The sequence below is a fragment of the Sphingomonas sp. DBB INV C78 genome (assembly GCF_042693015.1).
Classification (GTDB): domain Bacteria; phylum Pseudomonadota; class Alphaproteobacteria; order Sphingomonadales; family Sphingomonadaceae; genus Sphingomonas_E.
The window spans coordinates 1271116-1295640 of the sequence record NZ_CP170544.1; the positions used below are offsets into that span (position 1 = coordinate 1271116).

Consider the following 24525-nt stretch of genomic DNA (forward strand, 5'->3'; position numbering starts at 1 on the left):
TGGTGATTGATTAAATGGCGGGCGAAATTGCGACGAGATAATTTACCGCCCCGACGCCCCGCCCATCTGCGCGCGCATCATGTCGAGCTGGGCGAGGCGCTGTTCCACATCGGCGCGCCACGGGGCATCGGCGGGGCTGCGGTCGAGCAGGCCGCGCCATACCGCTTCCGCCTGATCGATTTGCCCGGCCTGCGCGAAGGCGAGGCCGAGGAAGAAGGGCGGGCCGGGATGATCGGGCTGGATCTGCTGGGCGCGATCAAAGGCGAGCTTGGCGGCGGGCGACATCTGGCCATCGGCATAGACGACCAGCGCGTTGCCGAGACCGACCCACAGATCGGCACTGCGGGGGTTCTTGTTCAGCCCCGCCTTCAAGGTCGCGATGGCATAAGCGTCGAGGCCCTGATCGTGCAGGTTCTGCGCCGCCTCTAGCACCATGGCGTCGCCGCCGACCTCCGGGAACATCTTGGCGCGTTCCTCGGCCGTCGCCGTGTCGGGCTGCTTCGCCGCCGCCTTGGGCGGGGTCGGGCTGCCGGCGAGCGTGGGACTACCCTGCCAGGCATAGCCGGCAAGCCCCAGGAAGATGGCAGCGCCGAGCAGTTCCAGCGTGCCGCGCGGCATCCGCCCGAATTTCCACAAGGCGCCCACGGCGAGGAGCGCCATCACCGCGATGATCGCCCAGCCCATCAGTGCTTCCTTCTCTTGAACCGTCCCCGCGCCAGAAAGGCGCCGACCAGGATCAGCAGCGCCGGCAGCGCCCAGAGCGGCCAGGTCAGCCGGTCGAGCGGCGGATCATAAGTCACCCAATTGCCGTAGCGTTCGATCAGCCAGTGGCGGACCTGATCGGGGCTTTCGCCCGCGGCGATCTTGCTCCGCACCAAAGCGCGCATGTCGCCGGCCATCTCCGCATCCGAATCCGCGATCGACTGGCCCTGGCAGACGAGGCAGCGCAGCGTCTTCATGAGCGCCGTCGCCTTCTCCTCCTGCTTCGCGTCGGGAAGCTGGGTGTAGGCAAGCTCGGCCGGCGGCAACACCGAATCCGCGATCGCGGGACTGGCCACCATCAAGGCGGCGAGGATGGCGAGCCGCCTCATTGCGCTGCCTTCACCGCGGCAAGGATGGCGGGAACATCCTCCGGCCGGATTTCGCCGATATGCTGGTGACGGATGATGCCCTTGCCATCGACCACGAAGGTTTCGGGCACGCCCGCCGACCCCATGGCAATCTGGACGCTGCTCTGCGTGTCGCTGCCGATCCGCTGATAGGGATTGCCCCAGCGTTGCAGGAAACCGGCGACATCCTGCGGCCGATCGCGGATGGCGATGGCTTCGATCTTCACGCCGGCCGCGGCCAGTTGCTCAAGCTGCGGCGCTTCCGCCGCGCAGGGGACGCACCAACTCGCAAAGACATTCAGCAGCCGTGGCTCGCCCTTGGCGAAATCGGCGCTGCTCAGGCCTTCCATCCCCGGCGCGCCCGACGGCAAAGCGAATTGCGGCAGCGGCTTGCCCACCATCTTCGACGGAATGATCTTGCTTTCCGGCTTGATCAGGCCGGTCGCGAAGGTCGCGACGAAGATCAGGAACAGGATCAGCGGCACCCAGAGAATGATGCGCACGGTGCGGAGGTTCATGCCCAAGCCTCCGCCTGATGGCTGCGGCGTTCGCGCAGGACGCGGCCGATCAGCGACAACGCGCCGCCGAGCGCGACGAGGCCGCCGCCCAGCCAGATCAACGTGACCCAGGGTTTCCACCACAAACGGAGCTGCCACCGTCCCTGATCGTCGGCATTGCCCAACACGACATAGAGCTGCCCGTCGAGGACGGAGGTGATCGACGCCTCGTTGGTTTCGGTGGGCGGGGCGTAGAACATGCGCGCTTCGGTCGTCAGCGTCCTGGGTGCGGAGTTGCCGCGCGTCGCCGTCAGCGTCGCCTGCACCGCAGTCCAGTTCGGGCCGGCGACGGGATCGACACCGTCGAAACGCACCGACCAGGGGCCGACCGTGTGGGTCTCGCCCGGCCGCGCGGCCACCAAAGTTTCCTTGGTGAAGGCGGTTTCAGACGCCATACCGACCAGAGCGACCGCGATGCCGAGATGCGCGATCACCATGCCCCAGATGAACAAGGGCGTGCGGCGCAGCTTGCGCTTCCACAAGGGCGCGACGCTCGCTGCTGCTACACCGGCGGCTAGGATCAGGCCGAGCAGCGGGAAGATGCCGATCGGCGGGCCGAAGATCGAAAAGGCAAGCAATGCCAGCGCCGTCAATAATGCCGGCAGAGCAAGGCGCATCAACAGCGGCTTCAGATCATCCCGGCGCCAGCGCAGCAGCGGACCGGCGGCCATGAAGACGATCAGCAGCAACGCGATCGGCCCGGCGGCCGAGTTGAAATAAGGCGGGCCGACCGACAATTTTTCGCCGGTCATCGCCTCAGCCATGAGGGGATAGAGCGTGCCGACCAGAACCACGCCCAGGATCGCCGAAAGCAGCAGATTGTTGACTACGAGCGCGCCTTCACGGCTCACCGCCTCGAACTGCGAACCCTCCTTCACCGTGCCGACACGCAGCCCGAACAAGGTGAGCGCACCGCCGATATAGATGATGAGCAGGCCGAGGATGAACGCACCGCGCTGCGGATCGACCGCGAACGCGTGGACCGACGTCAGGATGCCCGATCGGACGAGGAAGGTGCCCACCATGCTCATCGAGAAGGCGACAACAGCCAGCATCACCGTCCAGGCGCGCAGCCCGTCGCGGGTCGCCAGCACCGTCACCGAATGCAGAAGCGCAGTGGCGGCGAGCCACGGCATCAGCGAGGCGTTTTCGACGGGGTCCCAGAACCACCAGCCGCCCCAGCCGAGCTCATAATAAGCCCAATAGCTGCCGGCAGTGATGCCGAGCGTCAGGAATATCCAGGCCGCGAGCACCCAGGGCCGCATCGCGCGGGCAAAGGCCGGCCCGACGTCGCGCGTCACCAGAGCGCCGACCGCGAAAGAGAAAGCGACCGAAAGGCCGACATAGCCGAGGTAGAGCGTCGGTGGATGGAAGGCGAGGCCTGGGTCCTGCAACAGCGGATTGAGGCCATTACCCTCCGCCGGCGCCGGAAACACCCGTTCGAACGGGTTGGAGGCGAAGAGCAGGAAGGCATAGAAACCGAGGCCGATGAAGGCCTGTGCGGCGAGCGTCGCGATCAGGGTGCGTTCGTTCAGGCGACGCTCGAACAAGGCGACGGCGGCACCCGCGACGGCGAGGATCGTCACCCACATCAGCATCGAGCCTTCGTGGTTCCCCCACGCGCCCGCAAAGCGATAGAGCAAGGGCTTTGCCGAATGATCGTTGGCGATGACAAGCTTCACGCTGAGATCGACCTGCACGAACACGACGATCAGACAAACGAAGGCGATCGCAGTCAGCACGCCCTGCACCACCGCCACCGGCCGCACCCCGTTCATCAGCGCGTCGCGGCCCTTCGTCAGGCCCATGGCCGCCATCAGCAGCTGGAAACCGGCGAGCGCGGCCGCCAGCCACAGCGCGGCAAGCCCTGCCTCTGCGATCATGGGCGGGCCTCGGCGGCCTTATCCTTTGCGGACTGGTCCTTTGCGGATTTCATCGCGCTTTCCATCTGCGGCGGCATGTAGCGTTCGTCATGCTTGGCCAGGATATTGTCGGCCACGAACACGCCGTTTGCGCCCAATTTGCCTTCGGCCACCGCGCCCGACCCTTCCTTGAACAGATCGGGCGTGATGCCACGGAAGGTGACGGGCGCGGTCGCGCCCTCGTCGGTCAGCACGAAATTGATCGTGACGCCGTCGGGATCGCGCTTGATCGAACCGGGCACCACCATGCCGGCCAGGCGCAGCGGCTTGCCGACCGGGACGTCGCCCTTGGCGACCTCGCTCGGCGTGCGGAACAGGGCGGCGGTATCCTTGAGCGCGGACATCGCCAGGAATGCCGCGCCGATGATTGCGCCGACGGCGACGAGCGCAAGGATCAGCCGCTGATGCTTCGCCTTCATGATTTCTTCCTGATCGCGTCGGCAGCCCGCTCCGCACGGCGCATCGCGGCGAAGCTCGCCACGGTCAGCCCGACCAGCCCGGCCACGGTGATGGCGTAGGCGGCGATGATGAAGGGCCAGTGGTTCATGCTTCCGCCATCCGCTTGAGCCGCGCCTCGATCCGCGCCTCGGCCAGCAAGGTTCGCATCCGCATCAGCACGATGGCGCCGAACAGCATCGAAAATCCGATCACGCCGATCGGCAGCGGCCACAGGATCGACGGGTCGATCGTGTTCTTGGTCAGTGAAATGCTCGCGGTCTGGTGGAGGGTGTTCCACCAGTCGACCGAATATTTGATGATCGGAATGTTGATCGCCCCCACGACGCCGAAGATCGCCGCGACGCGGCTGTTGCCGCCCTTGTCCGAAGTCGCCCCGGCGAGCGCGATATAGGCGATGTAGAGGAAGAGCAGCACCAGCATCGACGTCAGCCGCCCGTCCCACACCCAATAGGTACCCCAGGTCGGCCGCCCCCAGATCGAACCGGTGGCGAGGCAGATGGCGGTAAACAGCGCGCCGGGCATGGCGACCGCGCGCGCCGCGATGGCGGCCAGCGGATGCCGCCATACAAGCTGCATCAGACTGGCGACGGCGATGCCCGTCCAGCCCCCCATCCCCAGCCAGGCGGCGGGGACGTGGACGTAGAGAATGCGGACACTTTCGCCCTGAAGTCGCTCGGGCGGCGTCAGGAACAGGCCGGAAATCAGGGCGATCGCAACCAGCAGCGCGCCACCCCAGGCCAGCCAGGGAGTCAACGGACGGGCGATTCCAAGAAACCGATTGGGATTGGCGAAGATATGCATGTTTCGAGCGTGCTATTAGAACAGGTCGCCGCGCGGGGGAAGCGGGCGTGCGCGTGACAAATCATGCTGTATGGCCGCTTTTATCTGTTTCCCTTGGGCCACCCGCCACCTAAGGCCCGGCCGATGACTGCCCGCCCTGCCCCCGCCGATACGCCGATCGCCGGCATCCTGTATCGGATCGCATCGGTCATCATGTTCGGTTTCATGTGGGCCGCGATGAAACTGGCCGGCGAAAACGGCGCCAAGGCGATCGAGATGGTCTTCTATCGCGGGCTGTTCGGCCTGCCGATCGTCCTTGCCTGGATCGCCGCTGGCCCCGGCCTCGCCACCATCCGCCCGCGACGGCCGATGGCCCATGTCTGGCGATCCGCGATCGGCCTTACCAGCATTGTCCTCAATTTCACGGGCCTCATCATGCTGCCGCTGGCCGATGCGACGACGATCGGCTTCACCGCGCCGATTTTCGCTACCATCCTTTCGGCCATGCTGCTGCGCGAGCATGTCGGCCCGCATCGCTGGACTGCCGTGGTGGTGGGCTTTATCGGCGTGGTGGTGATCACGCGCCCCGGCGGATCGGCGAGCCTGCCCGCGATCGGCATCGTCGTGGCGCTGCTCGGCGCGCTCGGCACGACGGGGGTCCAGATCACGCTGCGCCAGCTCGGCGCGACCGAATCGACCGGTTCGATCGTCTTCTGGTTCTTCATCGGCTGCACGGTCGCAGGCGGGATCGGCACCGCGATCTGGGGCCAGATGCATGACGCCGCGACCTTCGGCCTGCTGCTGATCGGCGCCGGGTCGGGCGCGGCGGGGCAGATATTGATGACCGCATCGCTCCGCGCGGCGCCGGTGGGGACGGTCGCACCCTTCGATTATCTGCAGATCCTGATCGCCATAGCGCTCGGCTGGCTGATCTGGTCGACCGCGCCGCCGCTGGCGACGATCGCGGGCGCGGCGCTGATCGCGGGCAGCGGCCTCTACACCGCCTATCGCGAGCATCGTCTGCGCCGCGAATCGGTCGCCGCCACGCCGCAGGGCTGATCTGGGATCAGACGCGGAAGAAATCCGGCTTGGGGATCGTCCATTGATCCCCCCAGATCTGGTTGCCGCCATCGACGGTCAACACCTCGCCGGTGATGAACCCGCCCGCATCGCCTGCCAGATAGCAGACGGCGTTGGCGACATCCTCCACCTGCCCGAAGCGGCGCAGCAGGTTGGTGTTGGGCATGTCTGCGCGGGCCTCGTCCGAATAGACGGCCATGCCCTCGGTCGCGATGATGCCGGGCGACACGCAGTTCACGCGGATGTTGAGCGGCGCCCATTCGATCGCGACCGTCTTCGATCCATAGATCACCCCCGCGCGCGCAGCACAGGTGTGGGCGACGCCGGGCATGCCGCGCCAGATGACGGTGGCGACATTGACGATCGATCCCGGCAAGCCGGCATCCCGCCATTTCCGCGCGGCGGCCTGCATCATATACCAGGTGCCGTTGAGATTGGTGTCGATCACCGCCGCCCAGCCCTTGGGCGCGAAATCGATCGCCGCCTGCGGGAACTGACCACCGGCATTGTTGACCAGCACATCGACCCGGCCGAAGCGATCCCACGCCGCATCGAACAAGGCCGCCACCGCTTCGGGATCGCGGATCGAGAGCGGATGCACCATCGTCTCGGCGCCATAGCGGGCGAGCGCGGCTGCGGTCGCCTCCAGCTTCTCTATTTTGCGGCCGCACAGCACGACCTTGGCACCCAATCGAGCAAACCAGTGCGCCGTCGCGCGGCCGATGCCGCTGCCAGCGCCCGAGACCACGACGACCTTGCCATCGAACAGGCCGGGCGCGAGGGCGATCGGGATCGTTGCCAGTTCCTCGTCGCTGCGGCCGTAAACCTCCGTCATCGTCACTCCATTCAACAGATGCTGCTCGCCCGCCCTGCCCAGTAAGGCGCGCGAATCTCCCGCTTCAAAATCTTGTTGGCCGGCGACAGCGGGAAAGGCGCGGTGCGGAATTCCACCGAGCGCGGCGCCTTGTAATCGGCGAGCCGGGCGCGGACATGCGCGATCAGGTCCGCCTCGCAGGCCGCGGCGCCGTCATGCAGGATGACGATGGCGTGGACCTGTTCGATCCATTTTTCATGGGGCACGCCGATGACGACGCAAGACCGCACGGCTGCATGCGTCGAAAGCGCGCTTTCCACCTCGATCGAATAGACATTCTCGCCACCCGAGACGATCATGTCCTTCACCCGATCGACCACATAGACGAAGCCTTCATCGTCCATGCGTCCGCCATCGCCGGTGTGCATCCAGCCACCGCGGAGCGCCGCCGCGGTCTCCTCCGGCCGGCGCCAATAGCCGAGCATCACGCTTTCGCCACGCGCGCAAATCTCGCCGACCTGGCCGCGTGGCACTTCATTGTCGTCCTCGTCGACGATCCGCATCTCGACGCCGTAACAGGCGCGCCCACCGGCCCGATGGACGCCCCGCGCGCGATAATCGCCTGACAGGCATTCGTGCGGCAGCGCCACGCACTGCGGCGACAGCTCGGTCATGCCATAGGCCTGGATGAAGCGGGCGTGCGGCAATGCTACGAGTGCGCGATCGAGCAAAGCCTCGGTAATCGGGCTCGCGCCGTAGATGATGGTCGTAAAGCTCGACATATCGGTGGTCGCGAAGTTCGGATGCTCGATCAGCATCTGCACCATCGTCGGCACCAGCAGCGATTCGGTGCAGCGATAGCGTTCGATCGCGGCCAATGCCGCGCCGGCATCGAAGCCCGGCAGGATGACGGCGGTGCCGGCGCTCGCGGTAATGCCGATCATCGGCCAGCTTCCAGACGCGTGGAAGAAGGGTGCCGCGACCAGATAGGTCGCATCGTCGCGATAATAGCCCTCGCAATGGGCGATATTGGCGCCGCGCAGCACGTTACGGTGGCTGAGCATCACGCCCTTGGACCGCCCCGTCGTGCCGCCGGTGTAGAAGATGCCGTACAGATCGTCGCCGGTGCGGCCCGTGTCGGGGATCGGGTCTGCCGCGATCAGATCCTCATGGTGCGGAATGTCGCCCGGCCGCTCCTCGCCGATTGCCAGCAGTTTCAGGCCGGGGCGGCCAGCGGCGAGCCTGCGCGCCATCGGTAGAAACACATCATCGGCGGCCAGAATCAGCGGCTCGGAATCGGCAATGCCGTCGGCCAGTTCGGCCTCGCTCCACCGGCTGTTGAACGGCACCACCACGCCGCCAGCATGGGGTGTCGCGAGAAACAACTCGAAATAACGATCGTTGTTGAGGCCGAGCATGGCGACACGATCGCCGTCGCCCACGCCCATCGCCTTTAGCGCGCCCGCGATCCGCGAAACCCGATCACCCACCTCGCCCCAGGTCCGCGTGCGATCCCCGCAGATGGTCGCCGGATGGCGGGGGCGGACCTGCGCCGCGCGTGCCAGTGATGCGCCTACCCCCATGATGCGCCTGCGCTCATGATACGCCTCCCGGGCCTTAACGCAGCAATTCGCCGGCGATGATCATCTTGCGGATCTCGGTGGTGCCCGCCCCGATCTCCAGCAGCTTGGATGCGCGATAGAGCCGATTGACCTCCGCTTCCCGCATATAGCCAACGCCGCCGTGGATCTGGACCGAGTCGGATATTACCTTGGTGCAGGTTTCGGCGGCATAGAGGATGTTCGCAGCGGTGAGCTTGTGGATCTCGCCACGGCCGCCACCGTCTTCGCCTACCTCGTTGCAGGCGGCCAGCGTGCGGTAGCAGAGCGCCTTCATCGTCTCGACACCGACATACATCTCGGCGATCTTGGCCTGCACCATCTGGAATTCGGCGATCGGCTTGCCGAACTGCTGGCGCGTCTTGGCATAATCCACCGCCAGATCGAGCGCGCGTTCGGCCATGCCCAGGTTGATCATGGCGACAACGGCGCGTTCCAGATCGAGCCCGCTCATCACGATGCCGACGCCGCGATCCTCCTCTCCCACCAGATTTTCGGCCGGCACCTCGCAATCGTCGAACACGAGTTCAGCGGTGGTCGATCCGCGGAAGCCCATCTTGTCGAGCTTTTGGGCGACCTTGAAGCCCTTGAAATGCCTTTCGATAATGAAGGCTGAAACGCCCTTGCTGCCGCGATCCTTGTTGGTCTTGGCATAGACCAGCAGCACATCGGCTACGGGTCCGTTGGTAATGTAGAGCTTGCGCCCGTTGAGGATATATTTGTCGCCCTCACGCCGCGCGGTCGTCGCCATCGATCCGATCGCATCGGAACCGGCGCCGGGTTCTGTGAGGCCCAGGGCGCCGATCGCCGAACCATCGCACAGCCCCGGCAGATAGCGCTGCTTCAGCGCATCCGAAGCATTGCGGGCGATGTTGTTGAGGCAGAGATTTTCGTGGGCGATGTAGCTCAGCGCCAGCGAATGGTTCCAGCGTGCAAGCCCCTGCGTGATCAGGCCGACGGTGAACATGTCGCTGTCCGCACCGCCGAAGCGCGACGGCGCGGTGACGCCCAGAAAGCCCATCCGGCCGAGTTCGGGCATCGCCTGCGGCGGCCACCACTCCTCATCATCCATCTTCTGCTGGAGCGGCCAGAAATGATCGCGCGCGAAGCCGTCGGCCGTGTCGAGAATCTCCTGCTGTTCGGCCGTCAGCGCGAAGGCGCCCGAAGCATTTCCGAGGCTCAAGTCCGTCTCCCTTGCCGGCCCTCTCTGTTCGCAAGGGCACTTGACGACAAAATGAACGCCATTCACTGTAGTGTCAACGAAGCGCCGGAAAATCTTGTCAGGGCGCGCGATGGAGGGGTGATGACAGGCGCTAATCGGATCGTCCGCACCGCATGACGACCTTTCCATTCGATTCGGTGATGGTCGCCAACCGGGGGGAAATCGCCGCCCGGATCCTCCGCACCGTGAAGGCGCTGGGGTTGCGCGCGCTGCTGGTGGCGCACCGCATCGACGAGGGCGCACCGGCACTTGCGATCGCCGAAGATGTGCGCTGGATCGATGGGCCGACGCCGGTCGCAGCCTTTCTCGACAGCGCCCAGATCATCGCCGCCGCGCAGGATATGGGCGCGGGCGCGATCCATCCCGGCTATGGCTTCCTGTCCGAAAATGCCGCCTTTGCGCGCGCTGTTGCCGCCGCAGGGATCGTGTTCGTCGGCCCGCACCCCGATGCGATAGAACTGATGGGCGACAAGGTTCGCGCCCGCAATTTCGTGGCGGAGCGCGGTTTTCCAGTGGCGCCATCCGCCATCGAGGATGATGATCCCGCGACCTTCGTGGAGCGTGCGCGGGCGGTCGGCGCGCCCTTGCTGATCAAGCCTTCGGCCGGCGGCGGCGGCAAGGGGATGCGCATCGTCCGCGATCTGGCGCTGCTGGACGAGGAGATCGTTCGTGCCCGCAGCGAAGGGCAGCGCTATTTCGGTGACGGCCGCCTGTTCGTCGAACGCTATGTCGAACGGCCGCGCCACATCGAGGTGCAGGTGCTGGGCGACGCGCACGGCAATGTCGTCCACCTGTTCGAGCGTGAATGTTCGTTGCAGCGCCGTTTCCAGAAGATCGTCGAGGAGGCGCCCTCCCCCGCGTTGTCCGACGCGGAGCGCACGAATATCTGCGAGGCAGCGGCCGGCATCGCCCGCGCCGCGGGCTATGTGAACGCCGGCACGGTCGAGTTCATCTACGGCCGCGGCGAATTCTACTTCCTCGAAATGAACACGCGGCTTCAAGTTGAACATCCGGTGACGGAGGAGATTACCGGGCTCGATCTGGTCGAGCAGCAGCTTCGCGTCGCAGCCGGCCTGCCGCTGCCGTTCACGCAGGAGCAGGTGACCCGCCAAGGACATGCCATCGAACTGCGCATCTATGCGGAGGATGCCGCCCGTGATTTTGCGCCGACCACCGGGCCAGTCCTGAAGCTGGTGCCGCCATCAGGTGCGCGGCTCGACGCCGGGGTGAGCGAGGGCGGACGCGTTTCGGCGGCCTTCGATCCGATGATCGGCAAACTGATCGTCCATGGCGCCGACCGGGCCGAGGCACTGGGCAAGGCGGACAAGGCACTGCGCGATCTCGTGCTGCTCGGCCTAAAGACGAACAGCGCCTATCTCCGCCGGCTGATCGCTGATGCTGGTGTCGCCGCGGGCGAGATGCACACCGGGCTGATCGCCGAGCGGCCGGAACTTGCCGCCGATCCGGCACCCGAGGGCGGATTGCTGGCCCGGCTGGTCGCGATCGCCGCGCAGCATGTGCCCGAACTGGTGCGCGAGGCTGCCGAGGTGCCGGCGCTTCATGCGGCCATCGGGGGGTGGAGGAACTGATGCCCGGCTTCTTCCTGATCGACGGCATCGCGCATCCCGCTGCCTTGCTTCCGGGCGCCGCTTTCGACGTCGCTGGCGTCACCGTCGCAATCGATGGCGATCATATCTGGGTTCATCTCGACGGCGAGACGCACGAACTCGTCTGGCAGGATGCGATCACCCATTATGAGGAGGAAGCCGGCGGCAGCGCCGACGATGTCGCGCGCGCGCCCATGCCGGGATCGGTGATCCAGGTGGCGGTGGCCGCAGGCGATGCGGTCGCGGCCGGTGAAACGATGATGATCATCGAAAGCATGAAGCTGGAAACGGCGATCAAGGCGCCAAGAGACGGCGTGGTCGATGCGGTCCACGTCGCCGTCGGCCAGACCTTCGAGCGTGACGCCGCGCTCGTCAGCCTGGAGCTGGCGGCATGATGCGACGCATCCATTCGAAGCTCGACAAGATGAGCCCGACCTATCTCGCCAACCGCAAGCATAATCTGCGGCTGGCGGAGGAGTTGCGCGAGAAGCAGCACGCCGCGCGGCAGGAACGGCCCCAGCGCGATCTCGACCGGCTGGCACGGCAGGGCAAATTGTTCTTGCGCGACCGGCTGGAAGCCTTGCTCGATCCCGGCACGCCATTCCTGGAGCTTTCGACCCTCGCCGCGAACATGGCCTATGACGGCGACGTGCCCGGCGCGGGCCAGCTTTCGGGCATCGGCATCGTCTCCGGTCGTGAAGTCATCATCCATGCCGACGACGCATCGGTGAAGGGCGGCGCCTGGTATCCGCTGTCAGTGAAGAAGATCGTCCGGACGCTCGATATCGCGATCGAGAACCGCCTGCCAGTCGTGCATCTCTGCGATTCCGCGGGCGGTTTCCTACCCTTACAGGCGCAATTTTTCGCTGATCGCTACCATGCCGGCCGCATCTTCCGGAACCAGTCGATCCTGTCGAAGATGGGCGTGCCGCAGGTCTCCGTGGTGATGGGGCATTGCACCGCGGGCGGCGCCTATATCCCCGCGCTCAGCGACTATAATGTCATCGTCCGCGGCACCGGCGCGATCTTCCTGGGCGGGCCGCCGCTGGTGAAGGCCGCGACCGGCGAGGAAGTGAGCGTCGAGGAACTGGGCGGCGCCGACATGCATACCAGCGTGTCGGGCACGGCGGACTATCCCGCCTCGTCCGAACATCACGCCATCGCGATCGCCCGCGAGATCGTTGGCCGCTTCACCCGGCCGGAAAAGACCAATATCGACTGGGCCGAGCCCGAGCCGCCGCATCACGACCCGGACGAGCTATACGGCATCCTGCCGCAGGACACGCGGACTACCTTCGACATGCGCGAGGTGATCGCGCGGATCGTCGATGGCAGCCGCTTCCACGAATATCAGCCGCGTTATGGCGAGACGCTCGTCTGCGGCTTCGCGCGGATCTGGGGCTATCAGGTCGGCATCCTCGCCAACAACGGCGTGCTGTTCAACGACAGCGCGTTGAAGGGCGCGCACTTCATCCAGCTTTGCGACAAGAACCGCACGCCCCTGATCTTCCTGCAGAATATCACCGGCTTCATGGTCGGCCGCGAATATGAACGGCGCGGCATTTCCAAGGACGGCGCCAAGATGATCATGGCGGTGTCGGGCGCGTCCGTCCCCAAATTCACCGTCAACTGCAACGGCGCGTTCGGGGCCGGCGTCTATGGCATGTCCGGCCGCGCCTTCGACAGCCGTTTCATGTTCACCTGGCCGCAGGGCCAGACATCGGTGATGGGGGCGGAACAGGCCGCCAACGTGTTGACAGACATCAAGATTCGTCAGCTCGCCCGCCATGGCGAGACGCTGACGACCGAACAGATCGATGCTATCCGCGATCCCGTTATCGAAGGCTATAAACAGGAACAGAGCGCTTATTATGCCACGTCCGAAATTTGGGACGATGGATTGCTCGATCCTGTGGACACGCGGAACGCGCTCGGGATAGCCATCAGCGCAGCGCTCAACGCGCCGATCGAGGAGCCGCATTACGGCGTCTTCCGATTGTAGAACCGAACCGGAGACCCGCGATGACCGTCGAGACGCATTCCGCCAGCCAGCATCTCGTCGATCCCGAGCTCCGCGACGGGCTGGCCGTATTCCCCACTTTCTCGCTGTCGGACGAACTGCTGCCGGTGATGCGGGCGCAGGGCATCGGCATGGAGCAGCCCAAACCGCAGGGGGCCGCGGCGGACGTGTCGGTCGGGCGCATCGTCATTCCATCGCATGACGGTTCGCCGGACGTTCCCTGCTATCTCTTCATTCCGCCCAACCGGTCGGGGTCGAGCGGCGCCTATCTCCACATCCATGGCGGCGGCTATGTGCTGGGCGATGCGGCGATGGGCGAGCTTTCGAACCGCGAAACGGCCGCGGCGCTCGGCTGCGTGATCCTGTCGGTCGATTATCGCCTCGCGCCGGAAACTCGCTGGCCGGGCGCGGTGGAGGATTGCTACTCGGGGCTCGCCTGGCTCCATGCCAATGCCAATCGCCTCGGCGTCGACCATGAACGCATCGCCATCGGCGGCGAAAGCGCGGGCGGCGGCCATACCGCTTCACTGGCGCAGGTTGCGCGCGACCGTGGTGAATATCGCATCTGCCACCAGCAGCTCATCTACCCGATGATCGACGATCGCACGGGATCGACCTTGCCACCGCTGCCCTTTGCCGGCGATTTCGTCTGGAACGCGCAATCCAATGCGTTCGGCTGGACTTCGCTGCTCGGCCACCCCGCCGGCACGGGCGAACCGCCGCTCCATGCCGTGCCGGCGCGGACGCAGGATCTGTCCGGCCTGCCGCCCGCCTTCATCGGCTGCGGCGCGCTAGACCTCTTCATCGGCGAGAATATCGATTATGCGCAGCGCCTGATCGCCGCCGGCGTGCCCACCGAACTGCTGGTGGTGCCGGGTGCCTATCATGGCTTCAACGGCTTCTCACCGGACGCGAAGGTTTCCCGTTCCTTCAACGCGGCCGCCCTCGCCGCTCTCGCCCGCGCGCTCGCCGAATAAGGAACTCATTGATGTCGCTGCAATATCTTATCGACAAGGATGCGATCGAGCAGGTCTATATCCGCTATTGCGAGATCGTCGACAGCAAGACCTTCGACGACATGCACGAGGTGTTCGTCGAGGACGCGACAGGCGATTATACCCAGGCGCTCGGCCCCGGCGTGATCAGCCCGAACCGGGCGAGCCTGATCGCATCGATGCACGCCAATCTCGGCCCCAACTCGAACTGCGGACCGACCCACCATAATGTCGGCAATTTTCGCGTGCAGGTGAATGGCGACACGGCGAAGGCCAAGGTCCATTATTATGCCGAGCATCGCGGCCAGGGCGACTATCCCGGCGAGCTTTATTCGATGTGGGGACAGTATGAGGACGATCTGGTCCGCACGGCCGACGGCTGGCGCGTCAAGGCGCGCGTCTACAAATGTTATATTTCGCAAGGCCCCGCGGGCGTGACGGGGCCGCGGGCCTCTTAAATCCTCCCTGAGACAAGCTCAGGGAGGATTGATCCTCAAAATCCCGGCGCTGGCACGTCGACCCGCACGGTTTCGATCGCGGCATTGCGGGCGCCCGATCCCATCGCGCCGAAATCACCGGCGAAGGTGCAGCAGAACAGGGTGCGACCATCCTCACCGCCCAACATGCAGGCGATCGCGTGGCGGTCGCCCACCGGCACCCGATCGGTGATCGCCCCGCCTTCGCGGACGCGGATGAATTCGTTGGTGTCATAGCACGCCACCCACACGCCATCCCGCGCATCGACGCAGATGCCGTCGGGCGATCGTTCGCCCAGCCCGGCAAAGACGCGACGGTGGGAAAGGCTGCCGTCAGCGTGGCGATCGAAGGCGATCAGCCGGCCGGCCCAGCTTTCGGCGACCACCAGCATCCGCCCTTCCTCGACCAGGGTCATGCCGTTGGGAAATTCCATCGCGGCGGCGGCGACATGCGCGCGACCGTCAGGTTCGACGATCAGCAGATCGGCCTTGGCCGGCGTCGCGCCGCCGAAGAGATCATAGCCGAAATTGCCGACATAGGCGCGGCCCGCCCCGTCGACGATCATCTCATTGCAATCGCCCCCGGCCAGTTCGGTGAGATCGGCATGCAGCGTGAGTTCACCATCGACGATGCGCATGACCCGCCGATCTTCCATCGAAACGACCAGCGGCGTGCCATCGGGCAGGAAGCCCAGGCCGGAGGGGCGACCGGGAACGGCGCATATGGTCTCGCGCCGGCCATCCTCGGTCACGCGCAGAACTTCGTGGCCCCACATGTCGGACACCCACAAGGCACCGTCATGCCAGCGCGGCCCTTCGAGGAAGACGAACCCGTCGGCCAGCGGCATCGCCCGATGTTCCCTGATCATCGCCCGCTCCTCTCCATGCTCGGCCACCGCATCCTCCGGCGATAGGGACAAAAAGCAAGCGCCACCGTCCAGTCGGACGATGACGCGCGGCCGGGATGCGATACACGTCCCTTCAAGAGCCGGAAAATCCGGCCGGGGAGAGGATTATGGCGGACTGCCCGCACCGGACTTTGCTCGATCTCGACAATTTCGCCCAAGGCACGCCGCGCGACCAGATCGACGCGCTGCGCAGCGAACACCGCATCCTGTGGGAGCCGGACGATTATGCGACGGGCGGCCACTGGCTGCTGTTCCGGCAGGCCGATATCGATCATGTCCTGCAAAGCCCCGACCTGTTCACCAACAGCCAGGGGCCATTGCTGGAGGATTTTCCGCCCGAGGCCCTGGCTGAGCAGCAGCAGAGCCTGACCTTCATGGACCCGCCCCGGCACCGCCGCTGGCGCGGGCTGGTCGAATATGCGTTCCGATCGGCCGCCTTGAAGGCGCGTGAGCCGATGATGTGCGACGTCGCGACCCGCATTCTCGATGCCGTGGTGCCCAAGGGCGAATGCGAGTTCGTGACCGAGGTCGCGATGCAGTTGCCGATGCGCGTGATGTATCATGTGCTGGGCGTCGACGAGGCGGACTTCGCGCGTGTCATCGATCTCACCAATACGCTCGCGCTGGCCGACGACCCGGATTTCGCTGAAAATCGCGCAGCGGGCTTTGCCGCTTCGATGGAGTTGATCGCGTTCGGCGAACGGCTGGCGGCCGACCATCGCGTCCATCCGCGCGACAGCACGACGATGGACATATTGAATGCGGAAGCCGACGGCGACCGCATCTCCGACCGCGAATTCGGACGTCTGTTCAACAATCTGATCGTCGGCGGGATCGAGACGACGCGCAACACTTTGGCCTGGGCGATGGTCGAGTTCATCCGCCACCCCGACCAATATCGGCTGCTGCAGAATGATCCGGAGCTGGTGGCGGGCGCGGTCGAGGAAATCCTGCGCTTCCGCAATCCGGTCGTCTATCTGCGTCGCACGGCGCGCTGCGATCAGGAGGTGGCAGGCCAGCCGATCAAGGCCGGCGACAAGGTGGTCTGCCTGCTGGGATCACCCAACCGCGATCCCGCACTGTTCGAGGATCCGGGCCGTTTCGACATCACGCGCCCGCCCAATCTGGCGCGCCGCCACATGCGCACCTTTGGCGCTGGGCCGCATTATTGCCTGGGCATCCAGCAGGCGAAGATGAACCTGACGGTGATGCTGAGCGAGATCGCGCGGCGGATCGACAATCCGCGGCTGCTTGAAGAGCCGGCGCCGGCGCGGTCGATCTTTCTTGACGGTTTCAAGTCATTGCGGGTTGCTTTCGACGAACGCACGAGCTGAGCCGACCAACGACTTGGCGCCGCGACGTGAAACATGCAGGCTCGCGCCTTCATGACCACGGAGTCGCCCACAACATGACCAAGCCTTTGGACCGCCGCGCCTTTTTGGCGTCGAGCGGCGCTGTCGCCATTGCTGCCGCCCTGCCCGCACCGCTGTTCGCCAAGACGGATGCCGATGCGGAGCTGACCAAGCTGCTCGATGCCTTTTTCTACGAAGGGCTGGAAGACAATCCCGAATCCGCCACCAGCGCGGGCCTCGACAAGGGCGAGCGCGCGGGGCTGAAGAGCAAGCTCGGCGACAATTCGATCGCCGGCCGCGCCAAGCAACTCGTGACCCTCAAGGATCGCGCCGCGCGGCTCGCCAAGGTGGATCGCACCGCCCTCTCCTCGCTGGGGCGGATCAATTATGACGTCACCAAATATATGCTCGCCAAGCCCATCGAGGGGCTGACCAAATATTCCTACGGTTCGGTCGACGGCATCTGGTCGCCCTACACGCTGAGCCAGATGACCGGCTCCTACGCGGCCGTCCCCGATTTCCTCGATTCGCAGCACGGCATCGAAACCAAGGCCGATGCAGATGCCTATCTCGCCCGACTGGCGGGCTTCGCGACCGCGCTCGACAATGACAGCGCCCGCCAGCGCGCGGATGCCAAGGTCGGCGCCGTCGCCCCCGATTTCTCGCTCGATCTGACGCTGGCCCAGCTCAACGCGCTCCGCGGCAAGCCGGCCGCCGAGACGGTTTTGGTGGAATCGCTCGTCCGCCGCACCAAGGAGAAGGGCATATCCGGCGATTGGGCCGCGCAGGCGGAGAAGATCGTCAGTTCCTCAGTCTTCCCGGCGCTCGACCGACAGATCGCGCTGGTGAAGGAATTGCGCGCAAAGGCGACCTCGGACGCAGGCGTGTGGAAGGTGCCCGGCGGATCGGACTATTATGTCGAGGCGCTGAACGTGGCGACCACCACGACGATGACGCCCGACGAGATCCACCAGATCGGCCTGGAACAGGTGGCGGACCTTACCGCCCGGATCGACACGATCCTGAAGGCGGAGGGCATGACGACCGGCACCGTCGGCGAGCGGCTGACCGCACTCAACGCCGATCCGAAGCAGCTTTACGATAATACGGATGCAGGGCGCGCCGCGCTGATCGCCAGCCTCAATGCCGATATCAAGAAGGTGAGCGCACTGCTGCCCAAGGCCTTCTCGACCTTGCCCAAGGCGCCGATCGAGGTTCGCCGGGTGCCGCCCTTCATCCAGGATGGCGCCGCCAACGGCTATTACAACCCTGCCGCGCTAGATGGATCGCGCGACGCGATCTACTGGATCAACCTGAAGGACACACATGACTGGCCGAAATATGGCCTGCCGGCGCTGACCTATCATGAAGCGGTTCCGGGCCATCACTTGCAGGGCAGCATCGCGCAGGAAACCAAGGGCATCCCCATTTTGCGGCGTCAGAGCTACTTCTCTGCCTATGGCGAAGGCTGGGCGCTTTATGCCGAGGGTCTGGCCGAGGAGCTTGGCGCCTATGGAGACGACAAGCTCGGCATCGCCGGCAGCCTGCAATCCCTGCTGTTCCGTGCCGTGCGGCTGGTGGTCGACACCGGCATTCACTCCAAGCGTTGGACCCGCGAACAGGCGACCGACTATATGGTCGCCAACACCGGCTTCCCGCGCCCGCGCTCGCAGCGCGAGGTGGAGCGTTATTGCGTGTGGCCGGGCCAGGCCTGCAGCTACAAGGTCGGCCACAACAAGTGGGTCGAATTGCGCAAGCGTGCAGAGGCGGAACTGGGCGACAAGTTCAGCCTGCCCTGGTTCCACGATGTGCTGCTCGACGGCGCCATGCCGCTCACCGTGCTCGAAGCGCGGGTGAAAGAGCGGATCGCGGCGCGGAAGGCCTGATCCAACCACCCAAATATCGCCGTCATCCCCGCGAAGGCTGGGATCTCCCGCTTTGGCCGCGGCTCCGTAACAGGGAGATGCCAGCCTTCGCTGGCATGACGGAACGGGTCTCTCGACGCGCATCATCGCCTGTGTTAGCTGGCTATGACAGCAAGATCCGGCGATGATGCGCGACGACGACCAAGACGATTTTGAGTGGACCGATCCCGAGGACGACCGACGCGACTCCGCGGCGGAATCCCGGGATTTGGCCGGCAGGGCCCGGCCTTTCTGGAAACGCTGGAAGTTCTGGAAACGTGCGATCCAGGCGGGCGCGCTGCTGTTCGTGGCTCTCGTCGCCTGGCTCGCGGTCACCGCGCCGCTGTCGCGCTCGCTGAAACCGATCGCGCCGCCCAGCATCACGCTGCTTTCATCGGACGGCAAGCCGATCGCCCGCAAGGGGGCGATCATCGACAAACCGGTAGTGATCGCCGACCTGCCGAAACATGTGCCGCAGGCGTTCATGGCGATCGAGGATCGCCGCTTCTACAGCCATTGGGGGATCGATCCGCGCGGCATCGCCCGCGCCGCGTGGCGGAATACCGTCGCCGGCGGCGTGCGCGAAGGCGGCAGCACGATCACCCAGCAGCTCGCCAAGGTCGCCTTCCTCGATTCCGACCGCACGGCCGCGCGCAAGCTGCGCGAGGTGCTGATCGCCTTCTGGCTGGAAGCGCGGCTCAGCAAGGACGAGATCCTCCAGCGCTATCTGTCGAACGTCTATTTCGGTGATAACGTCTATGGGCTGCGCGCCGCGGCGCTCCATTATTTCAACCGTCCGCCCGAGAAGCTGACGGTTGGCCAGGCCGCGATGCTGGCGGGCCTGCTCAAGGCGCCGTCCCGCCTGGCGCCGAGCGTGAACCTGAAGGGTGCGCGCGAACGGCAGATGCTGGTCGTCGCCACCATGGCCGACGCCGGTTTCATCACCGAGGCGGAGGCGAAGACCGTCCAGCCCGCCCGGCTCAACCTGCGGCCGATCAAGACGCTGCCGAGCGGCACCTATTTCGCCGACTGGGCCTTGCCCGGCGCGCGCGACACTGCCGGTGCCGTCTATGCCGAGCAGGAGGTGAAGACCACGCTCGACAGCCGGATGCAGCGCGCCGCCGAGGCTGCCGTCCGTCGCGCAGGCCTCGGCAAGGCCCAGGTCGCACTGGTGGCGATGCGGCCGGACGGCAGCGTCGTCGCCATGGTCGGCGGCAAGAATTATGCGGACAGCCCGTTCAACCGCGCCACCCAGGCGCGGCGGCAGCCCGGCTCCACCTTCAAGCTGTTCGTCTATCTGGCGGCACTGCGCGAAGGGATGACGCCGGATACGCTTGTCGAGGATGAGCCGCTGACCGTCGGCGATTGGGCGCCGAAGAACAGCGACGGGCGCTATCGCGGCAAGATCACGCTGCGCGAGGCATTCGCCCGATCGAGCAATGTCGCCGCCGTCCGCATCGCCCGCGAAGTCGGGATGGACAAGGTGATCCGCGCCGCCCGCGATCTCGGCATCACCAGCCCGCTCGCCGTCGACGATGCCACGCTGGCGCTCGGCACCTCGGGCGTGACTTTGGTCGAGCTGACATCGGCCTATGCGACGATCGCCGCGGGCCAATATCCTGTGAAACCCCATCCGCTGCCGGAGGGGGAAAAGAGCTGGTACGACGCCTTCTGGGATCGTCCGCGCGAGTTCGATGGCGAGATGCGGGCGATGCTGCTCGATCTGCTCGGCGCAGCAGTGCGCGAAGGCACCGGCCGTTCGGCGACGCTCGCGATCGACGCATTCGGCAAGACGGGCACGACGCAGGACAATCGCGACGCGATCTTCGTCGGCTTTTCGGGCGATCTCGTTGCCGCCGTCTGGGTCGGCAATGACGATAACAGCCCGTTGGGCGGCATCGCCGGCGGCGGCCTGCCCGCGCGCATCTGGCGCGATTTCATGAGCCGCGTGGTCGACGGCGCAGCCCCGCCCCGAGTCGAGCGCGAGCCTGAGCCGGAACCCGATGTCTTCGACAATATCGCCGTCGATCTTGAAGGCACGATCGGCGACGTGGATGTCGGCCTGACCGTCGGTCCCGATGGCCTCACCGTGTCCGCCAACCCTGCCGGCAATGGCGGGGCCCCGGCCAATGAAGGCCCAAGCGTAACGATCGCGCCACTTCCCCCCGCCACCCGCGAGCCGGAACCGCCCACCGAAGGGCAGTGACATGCTTGAGATTGTGGGCGCGGCCCTCTATTCGCTCGGGGAATGCCAAGCGATCCGCACCCCTTTCCGCACCGTCATCTGACGGGCATCTACGGCCTGCAACCGTGGGAAATCTCCTTTCTTCTCGATGAAGCCGAACAGTGGATCGCGCTGAATCGCGCGGCCGCGGCCAAGCATGATGACCGGCTGGCCGGCCTGACACTGATCAACGCCTTCTTCGAGAATTCGACCCGCACGCTGCTGTCGTTCGAGATCGCCGGCAAGCGCCTCGGCGCCGACGTGGTGAACATGCAGGTCGCGCAATCGAGCGTGAAGAAGGGCGAGACCCTGATCGATACGGCGGTGACGCTGAACGCGATGCGCGCCGATGTGATCGTCATCCGCCACGAAGCATCGGGCGCGGTGCAGTTGATCGCCGACAAGGTCGATTGCCCGGTGCTGAACGCCGGCGATGGCCGCCACGAGCATCCGACCCAGGCGCTGCTCGACGCGCTCACCATCCGCCGCCGCAAGGGCCGGATCGATGGCTTGCGCGTCGCGATCTGCGGAGACGTGCTCCACAGCCGAGTCGCCCGTTCCAACATCCTGGCGCTGACCGCGCTCAATGCCGAGGTCCGCGTCGTCGGCCCGCCTACGCTGCTGCCGCCCGCGATCGAGCGGATGGGCGTCACCGCCTTCACCGATTTCGATGCCGGGCTCGACGGTGCGGACGTGGTGATGATGCTCCGCCTCCAGCGCGAGCGCATGGCCGGAGGGTTCGTGCCGAGCCCACGCGAATATCACGCGCTCTACGGGCTGACACCCGAACGGTTGCAGCGCGCGGCGCCCGATGCGCTGGTGATGCACCCCGGCCCGATGAATCGAGGGGTCGAGATCGCCTCGTCGGTCGCAGACGATCCCGATCGATCCGCCATTACCGAACAGGTGGAGATGGGCGTCGCCGTGCGCATGGCCTGCCTTGACGTGCTGACCCGCGCGCGCCGGGGAGTGCCGGGATGGAACTGAAACCGCTCGCCATCCTCAACGGCCGCATCGTCGACCCCGCCGGGCAGGAAACGCGCGGCGGCGTGCTGATCCGCGATCGCGTGATAGCCAGCATTGGCGATATGGATGCCGGCGATGCCGAGATCATCGACGCCAAGGGTGCATTGATCGCACCGGGCATCGTCGATGTCGGCAGCTTCGCGATCGATCTGCCAGCCTTCATGGCGGGCGGAATCACGCGCGCCGCCTTGATGCCCGATCAGTCGCCCCCGCTCGACGATGCGGCGCTGGTTCAGCGCGCCGCAGCCGCGGGCAAGCCCGACGTGTGGATTCACCCGATCGCCGCTGCAACCCGCGGCCTTGCCGGCGAAGAACTGGCCGAGATCGGGCTGATGCAGGCCGCCGGCGCCTGCGCCGTCGCCACCGGGCGTCGCTCGGTCGCCGATTCGGGCGTGATGTATCGTCTGCTCGGTTACGCCGCCGCACTCGACATGGCCGTGATCGTCCATGCCGAGGACGCTGCACTCACCGCTGGCGCCGTCGCCACCGCCGGCGAAACCGCGACGCGGCTGGGCCTGTCCGCCGCACCGGCCATTGCCGAGGCGATGGCAATCGCGCGCGATCTCATGCTCGCCGAAGAAACCGGGGCGCGCATCCACTTCCACCAAGTGACAACCGCCGCCGGCTTCGATCTGATCCGCAAGGCGCGTGGGCGGGGCGTGCGCGTCACCTGCGGCATCACGCCGGCGCATCTGCTGCTTTCCGATACCGCGATCGGCCTGTTCCGCACCTTCGCCCGCCTCTCCCCGCCGTTGCGTGAGGAACGCGATCGGCTGGCTGCAATCGAGGCGGTCCGTGACGGCACGGTCGACATCCTCTGTTCGGCGCACGACCCGCAAGGGCCCGAAGCCAAGCGCCTGCCCTTCATCGATGCCGAACCCGGCATGGCCGGCGCCGAAACGCTGCTCACCTTGTCGCTGACCCTGGTGCGCGACGGCGTGATCGGCCTGCCGCGGCTGTTCGAACTGCTGTCGACCAACCCCGCGCGCCTGCTGGGCCTGCCCGGCGGCACGCTCACGATCGGCGACGAGGCGGACCTGATCCTCGTAGATCCCGATGCGCCGTGGAAGATCGATGCCGACCGGATGGCGGCCAAGGCCGGCAATACGCCGTTCGACGGCCTTCCGGTTCAGGGCAAGGTGCTGCGGACGATCAAGGGCGGCCGGGCGCTGGGCTAAGCTCGGCACAAAACCTGAGCCGTTCGTGTCGAGCGAAGTCGAGACACGTCGTCGTGACGCTTGCGGCAGATCCCTCGACTGCGCTCGGGACCAACGGGTTATTGGAGATGGGCCGGATCAAGCCCGCCGGTAGCGCAGCAGCAACAGTGGCTGGGCCAGCGCCAACCCCGCGAAGAAGCCGCCGATATGGGCCGCAATCGCGATGCCGCCGCCACCCGTGCCCCCCCAGGCCGCAAAGCCGACCATGAGTTGCAGCAGCACCCAGGCGCCGGCGAGCCAGGCGACATTGGCGATTTGGTTGAGCCGGCGATTTTCGAAATTGCGGCGCTTCTCGCCATAGAGCAGCGCATAAGCGCCGATCACAGCCGAAACCGCGCCGCTGGCGCCGATCATCGGAAAGGCCTCGGTCGGCCCCGCGAGATAATGGCCAAGTGCCGCGACATAGGCGCCGGCGATGTAAAGGATGATGATCCCGCGGGCGCCGATCGCGGCTTCGACGAAGCGGCCGCAAAAACCCATGATCAGCATGTTGAACGCGATGTGGAGCGCGCCGCCATGCAGCAAGGTCGCGGTGAGCGGGGTGAGCCATTTCGGCACGAAACCGATGCCGCGGACCATCATCTCAAGCGTCGGCGGCACCGCCTCGCCTGAGAAGCGCGCGGGAATGAAGCCCCCGGCATAGCCCGCAATCTGGTCATAACCCGTCGCCGTCACGATCGCCCAGGCGGCGATGGTGACGGCAAGGATGGTCAGCGTTGCGCGCGCTGGCGGCATGCGCATCCGCCGGGGCTCCTTAGATGAACTCGATCTTGGAAACCACGTAGTAGCGATCGCCCGACGGCACCGTCACCTCGATCTCGTCATCGACCTTGCGGCCGATGAGGGCGCGGCCGAGCGGCGAGTTGTAAGAGATCCGGCCCGACTTGGCGTCCGCCTCGGTCTGGCCCACGATCTGATATTTCACCGGCTTGTCGTCCTCGTCGAACAGATGCACGGTCGCGCCGAACACGATCTTGTCGCCCGAAAGCGTGGTCGGATCGATCACCTGGGCGCGGCTCAGGCGATCCTCAATGTCGCTGATCATGGCCTCGATCTGGCCCTGACGCTCCTTGGCGGCGTGATATTCGGCATTTTCCGAAAGATCGCCGTGTGCGCGCGCTTCCTCAATCGCGTCGATGACCTGCGGCCGCTCGAGTTTGAGGCGCGCGACCTCCTCCTCCAGCATCCGAAAGCCTTCTGCCAGCATCGGCAGCTTCTCGACGGTCGCCATCAG

Annotated in this window: 24 protein-coding genes; 11 read left to right on the top strand and 13 right to left on the bottom strand. The window is 65.8% G+C overall.

Translation table 11 applies throughout. The features are described 5' to 3' along the window. Positions 1-42: 42 nt before the first annotated feature. The 7 genes from ACFB49_RS06065 to ccmC are packed head-to-tail and all read right to left on the bottom strand — an operon-like array spanning position 43 to position 4848. Positions 43-684, bottom strand: a complete 642-nt coding sequence (locus ACFB49_RS06065) for a tetratricopeptide repeat protein (protein WP_380877257.1) — start codon at positions 682-684, stop codon at positions 43-45. Further along, positions 684-1091, bottom strand: a complete 408-nt coding sequence (locus ACFB49_RS06070) for a cytochrome c-type biogenesis protein CcmH (RefSeq protein WP_380877260.1) — start codon at positions 1089-1091, stop codon at positions 684-686. Before ACFB49_RS06070 ends, ACFB49_RS06065 begins: the two co-directional genes overlap by 1 nt. Continuing rightward, on the bottom strand, positions 1088-1627 hold the full coding sequence (locus ACFB49_RS06075; protein WP_380877262.1) for a DsbE family thiol:disulfide interchange protein: 540 nt from the start codon (positions 1625-1627) through the stop codon (positions 1088-1090). Before ACFB49_RS06075 ends, ACFB49_RS06070 begins: the two co-directional genes overlap by 4 nt. Beyond that, a complete protein-coding gene (locus tag ACFB49_RS06080; protein ID WP_380877264.1) occupies positions 1624-3549 on the bottom strand; it encodes a heme lyase CcmF/NrfE family subunit in 1926 nt (641 codons plus the stop codon). The genes ACFB49_RS06075 and ACFB49_RS06080 overlap by 4 nt, the downstream gene beginning before the upstream one ends. Next, entirely contained in the window at positions 3546-4007 is a 462-nt protein-coding gene (gene ccmE / locus ACFB49_RS06085; protein ID WP_380877267.1) for a cytochrome c maturation protein CcmE, read from the bottom strand. The genes ACFB49_RS06080 and ccmE overlap by 4 nt, the downstream gene beginning before the upstream one ends. Further along, the gene (locus ACFB49_RS06090) at positions 4004-4135 is read right to left on the bottom strand and encodes a heme exporter protein CcmD (RefSeq protein WP_380877270.1); all 132 of its coding nucleotides are present in this window, start codon (positions 4133-4135) and stop codon (positions 4004-4006) included. The genes ccmE and ACFB49_RS06090 overlap by 4 nt, the downstream gene beginning before the upstream one ends. Continuing rightward, positions 4132-4848, bottom strand: coding sequence for a heme ABC transporter permease CcmC (ccmC, locus tag ACFB49_RS06095; RefSeq protein WP_380877273.1), 717 nt, complete (start codon positions 4846-4848; stop codon positions 4132-4134). Before ccmC ends, ACFB49_RS06090 begins: the two co-directional genes overlap by 4 nt. Positions 4849-4971: 123 nt before the next feature. Here ccmC and ACFB49_RS06100 point away from each other — a divergent pair, with 123 nt between their 5' ends. Continuing rightward, on the top strand, positions 4972-5886 hold the full coding sequence (locus tag ACFB49_RS06100) for a DMT family transporter (RefSeq protein ID WP_380877276.1): 915 nt from the start codon (positions 4972-4974) through the stop codon (positions 5884-5886). Positions 5887-5893: 7 nt separating this feature from the next. On the opposite strand, the gene ACFB49_RS06105 is transcribed toward ACFB49_RS06100, so the two are convergent. From ACFB49_RS06105 to ACFB49_RS06115, 3 genes are read right to left on the bottom strand one after another with little or no spacing between them, the layout of a single operon-like run. Next, on the bottom strand, positions 5894-6742 hold the full coding sequence (locus ACFB49_RS06105; protein ID WP_380877278.1) for an SDR family oxidoreductase: 849 nt from the start codon (positions 6740-6742) through the stop codon (positions 5894-5896). A gap of 11 nt (positions 6743-6753) precedes the next feature. Next, the gene (locus ACFB49_RS06110; RefSeq protein ID WP_380877281.1) at positions 6754-8304 is read right to left on the bottom strand and encodes an AMP-binding protein; all 1551 of its coding nucleotides are present in this window, start codon (positions 8302-8304) and stop codon (positions 6754-6756) included. A 34-nt stretch (positions 8305-8338) separates the two neighbouring features. Further along, entirely contained in the window at positions 8339-9523 is a 1185-nt protein-coding gene (locus ACFB49_RS06115) for an acyl-CoA dehydrogenase family protein (protein WP_380877283.1), read from the bottom strand. A 152-nt stretch (positions 9524-9675) separates the two neighbouring features. Between ACFB49_RS06115 and ACFB49_RS06120 the strand changes: the two genes are divergently transcribed. Genes ACFB49_RS06120 through ACFB49_RS06140 form a run of 5 tightly spaced genes read left to right on the top strand, consistent with a single transcriptional unit; the run spans position 9676 to position 14642 of the window. Further along, on the top strand, positions 9676-11151 hold the full coding sequence (locus tag ACFB49_RS06120) for an acetyl/propionyl/methylcrotonyl-CoA carboxylase subunit alpha (RefSeq protein WP_380877286.1): 1476 nt from the start codon (positions 9676-9678) through the stop codon (positions 11149-11151). After that, complete coding sequence (locus ACFB49_RS06125; RefSeq protein WP_380877288.1) at positions 11151-11564, top strand: acetyl-CoA carboxylase biotin carboxyl carrier protein subunit; 414 nt, start codon at positions 11151-11153, stop codon at positions 11562-11564. Before ACFB49_RS06120 ends, ACFB49_RS06125 begins: the two co-directional genes overlap by 1 nt. After that, entirely contained in the window at positions 11564-13171 is a 1608-nt protein-coding gene (locus ACFB49_RS06130; protein WP_380879865.1) for an acyl-CoA carboxylase subunit beta, read from the top strand. Before ACFB49_RS06125 ends, ACFB49_RS06130 begins: the two co-directional genes overlap by 1 nt. A gap of 20 nt (positions 13172-13191) precedes the next feature. Further along, positions 13192-14166: an alpha/beta hydrolase gene (locus ACFB49_RS06135; RefSeq protein ID WP_380877291.1), complete on the top strand. Its 975-nt coding sequence runs from the start codon at positions 13192-13194 to the stop codon at positions 14164-14166. An 11-nt stretch (positions 14167-14177) separates the two neighbouring features. Next, positions 14178-14642 (top strand): nuclear transport factor 2 family protein, encoded by a 465-nt coding sequence (locus ACFB49_RS06140; RefSeq protein ID WP_380877294.1) that lies wholly within the window; start codon positions 14178-14180, stop codon positions 14640-14642. A 35-nt stretch (positions 14643-14677) separates the two neighbouring features. Here the strand turns inward: ACFB49_RS06140 and ACFB49_RS06145 are convergent, their stop codons facing one another. Continuing rightward, positions 14678-15529: an SMP-30/gluconolactonase/LRE family protein gene (locus ACFB49_RS06145; protein ID WP_380877296.1), complete on the bottom strand. Its 852-nt coding sequence runs from the start codon at positions 15527-15529 to the stop codon at positions 14678-14680. Between the two features lie 146 nt (positions 15530-15675). On the opposite strand from ACFB49_RS06145, the gene ACFB49_RS06150 reads away from it, so the two are divergent. From ACFB49_RS06150 to ACFB49_RS06170, 5 genes are all read left to right on the top strand, one after another. Then, a complete protein-coding gene (locus tag ACFB49_RS06150; protein WP_380877299.1) occupies positions 15676-16902 on the top strand; it encodes a cytochrome P450 in 1227 nt (408 codons plus the stop codon). Positions 16903-16988: 86 nt separating this feature from the next. Then, positions 16989-18806 carry a DUF885 domain-containing protein gene (locus ACFB49_RS06155; RefSeq protein WP_380879867.1) on the top strand — a complete coding sequence of 606 codons (1818 nt, stop codon included), beginning with the start codon at positions 16989-16991 and terminating at the stop codon, positions 18804-18806. Positions 18807-18969: 163 nt separating this feature from the next. Continuing rightward, entirely contained in the window at positions 18970-21030 is a 2061-nt protein-coding gene (locus ACFB49_RS06160) for a transglycosylase domain-containing protein (RefSeq protein ID WP_380877301.1), read from the top strand. Between the two features lie 42 nt (positions 21031-21072). Continuing rightward, the gene (locus tag ACFB49_RS06165; protein ID WP_380877304.1) at positions 21073-22035 is read left to right on the top strand and encodes an aspartate carbamoyltransferase catalytic subunit; all 963 of its coding nucleotides are present in this window, start codon (positions 21073-21075) and stop codon (positions 22033-22035) included. Beyond that, positions 22026-23252: a dihydroorotase family protein gene (locus tag ACFB49_RS06170; protein WP_380877306.1), complete on the top strand. Its 1227-nt coding sequence runs from the start codon at positions 22026-22028 to the stop codon at positions 23250-23252. The genes ACFB49_RS06165 and ACFB49_RS06170 overlap by 10 nt, the downstream gene beginning before the upstream one ends. A 117-nt stretch (positions 23253-23369) precedes the next feature. Here the strand turns inward: ACFB49_RS06170 and ACFB49_RS06175 are convergent, their stop codons facing one another. Together ACFB49_RS06175 and greA are read right to left on the bottom strand one after the other, a co-directional pair. Further along, positions 23370-24032, bottom strand: a complete 663-nt coding sequence (locus ACFB49_RS06175) for a rhomboid family intramembrane serine protease (RefSeq protein ID WP_380877309.1) — start codon at positions 24030-24032, stop codon at positions 23370-23372. 13 nt (positions 24033-24045) lie between these two features. Further along, positions 24046-24522, bottom strand: a complete 477-nt coding sequence (greA, locus tag ACFB49_RS06180) for a transcription elongation factor GreA (RefSeq protein WP_380877312.1) — start codon at positions 24520-24522, stop codon at positions 24046-24048. Positions 24523-24525: the final 3 nt, after the last annotated feature.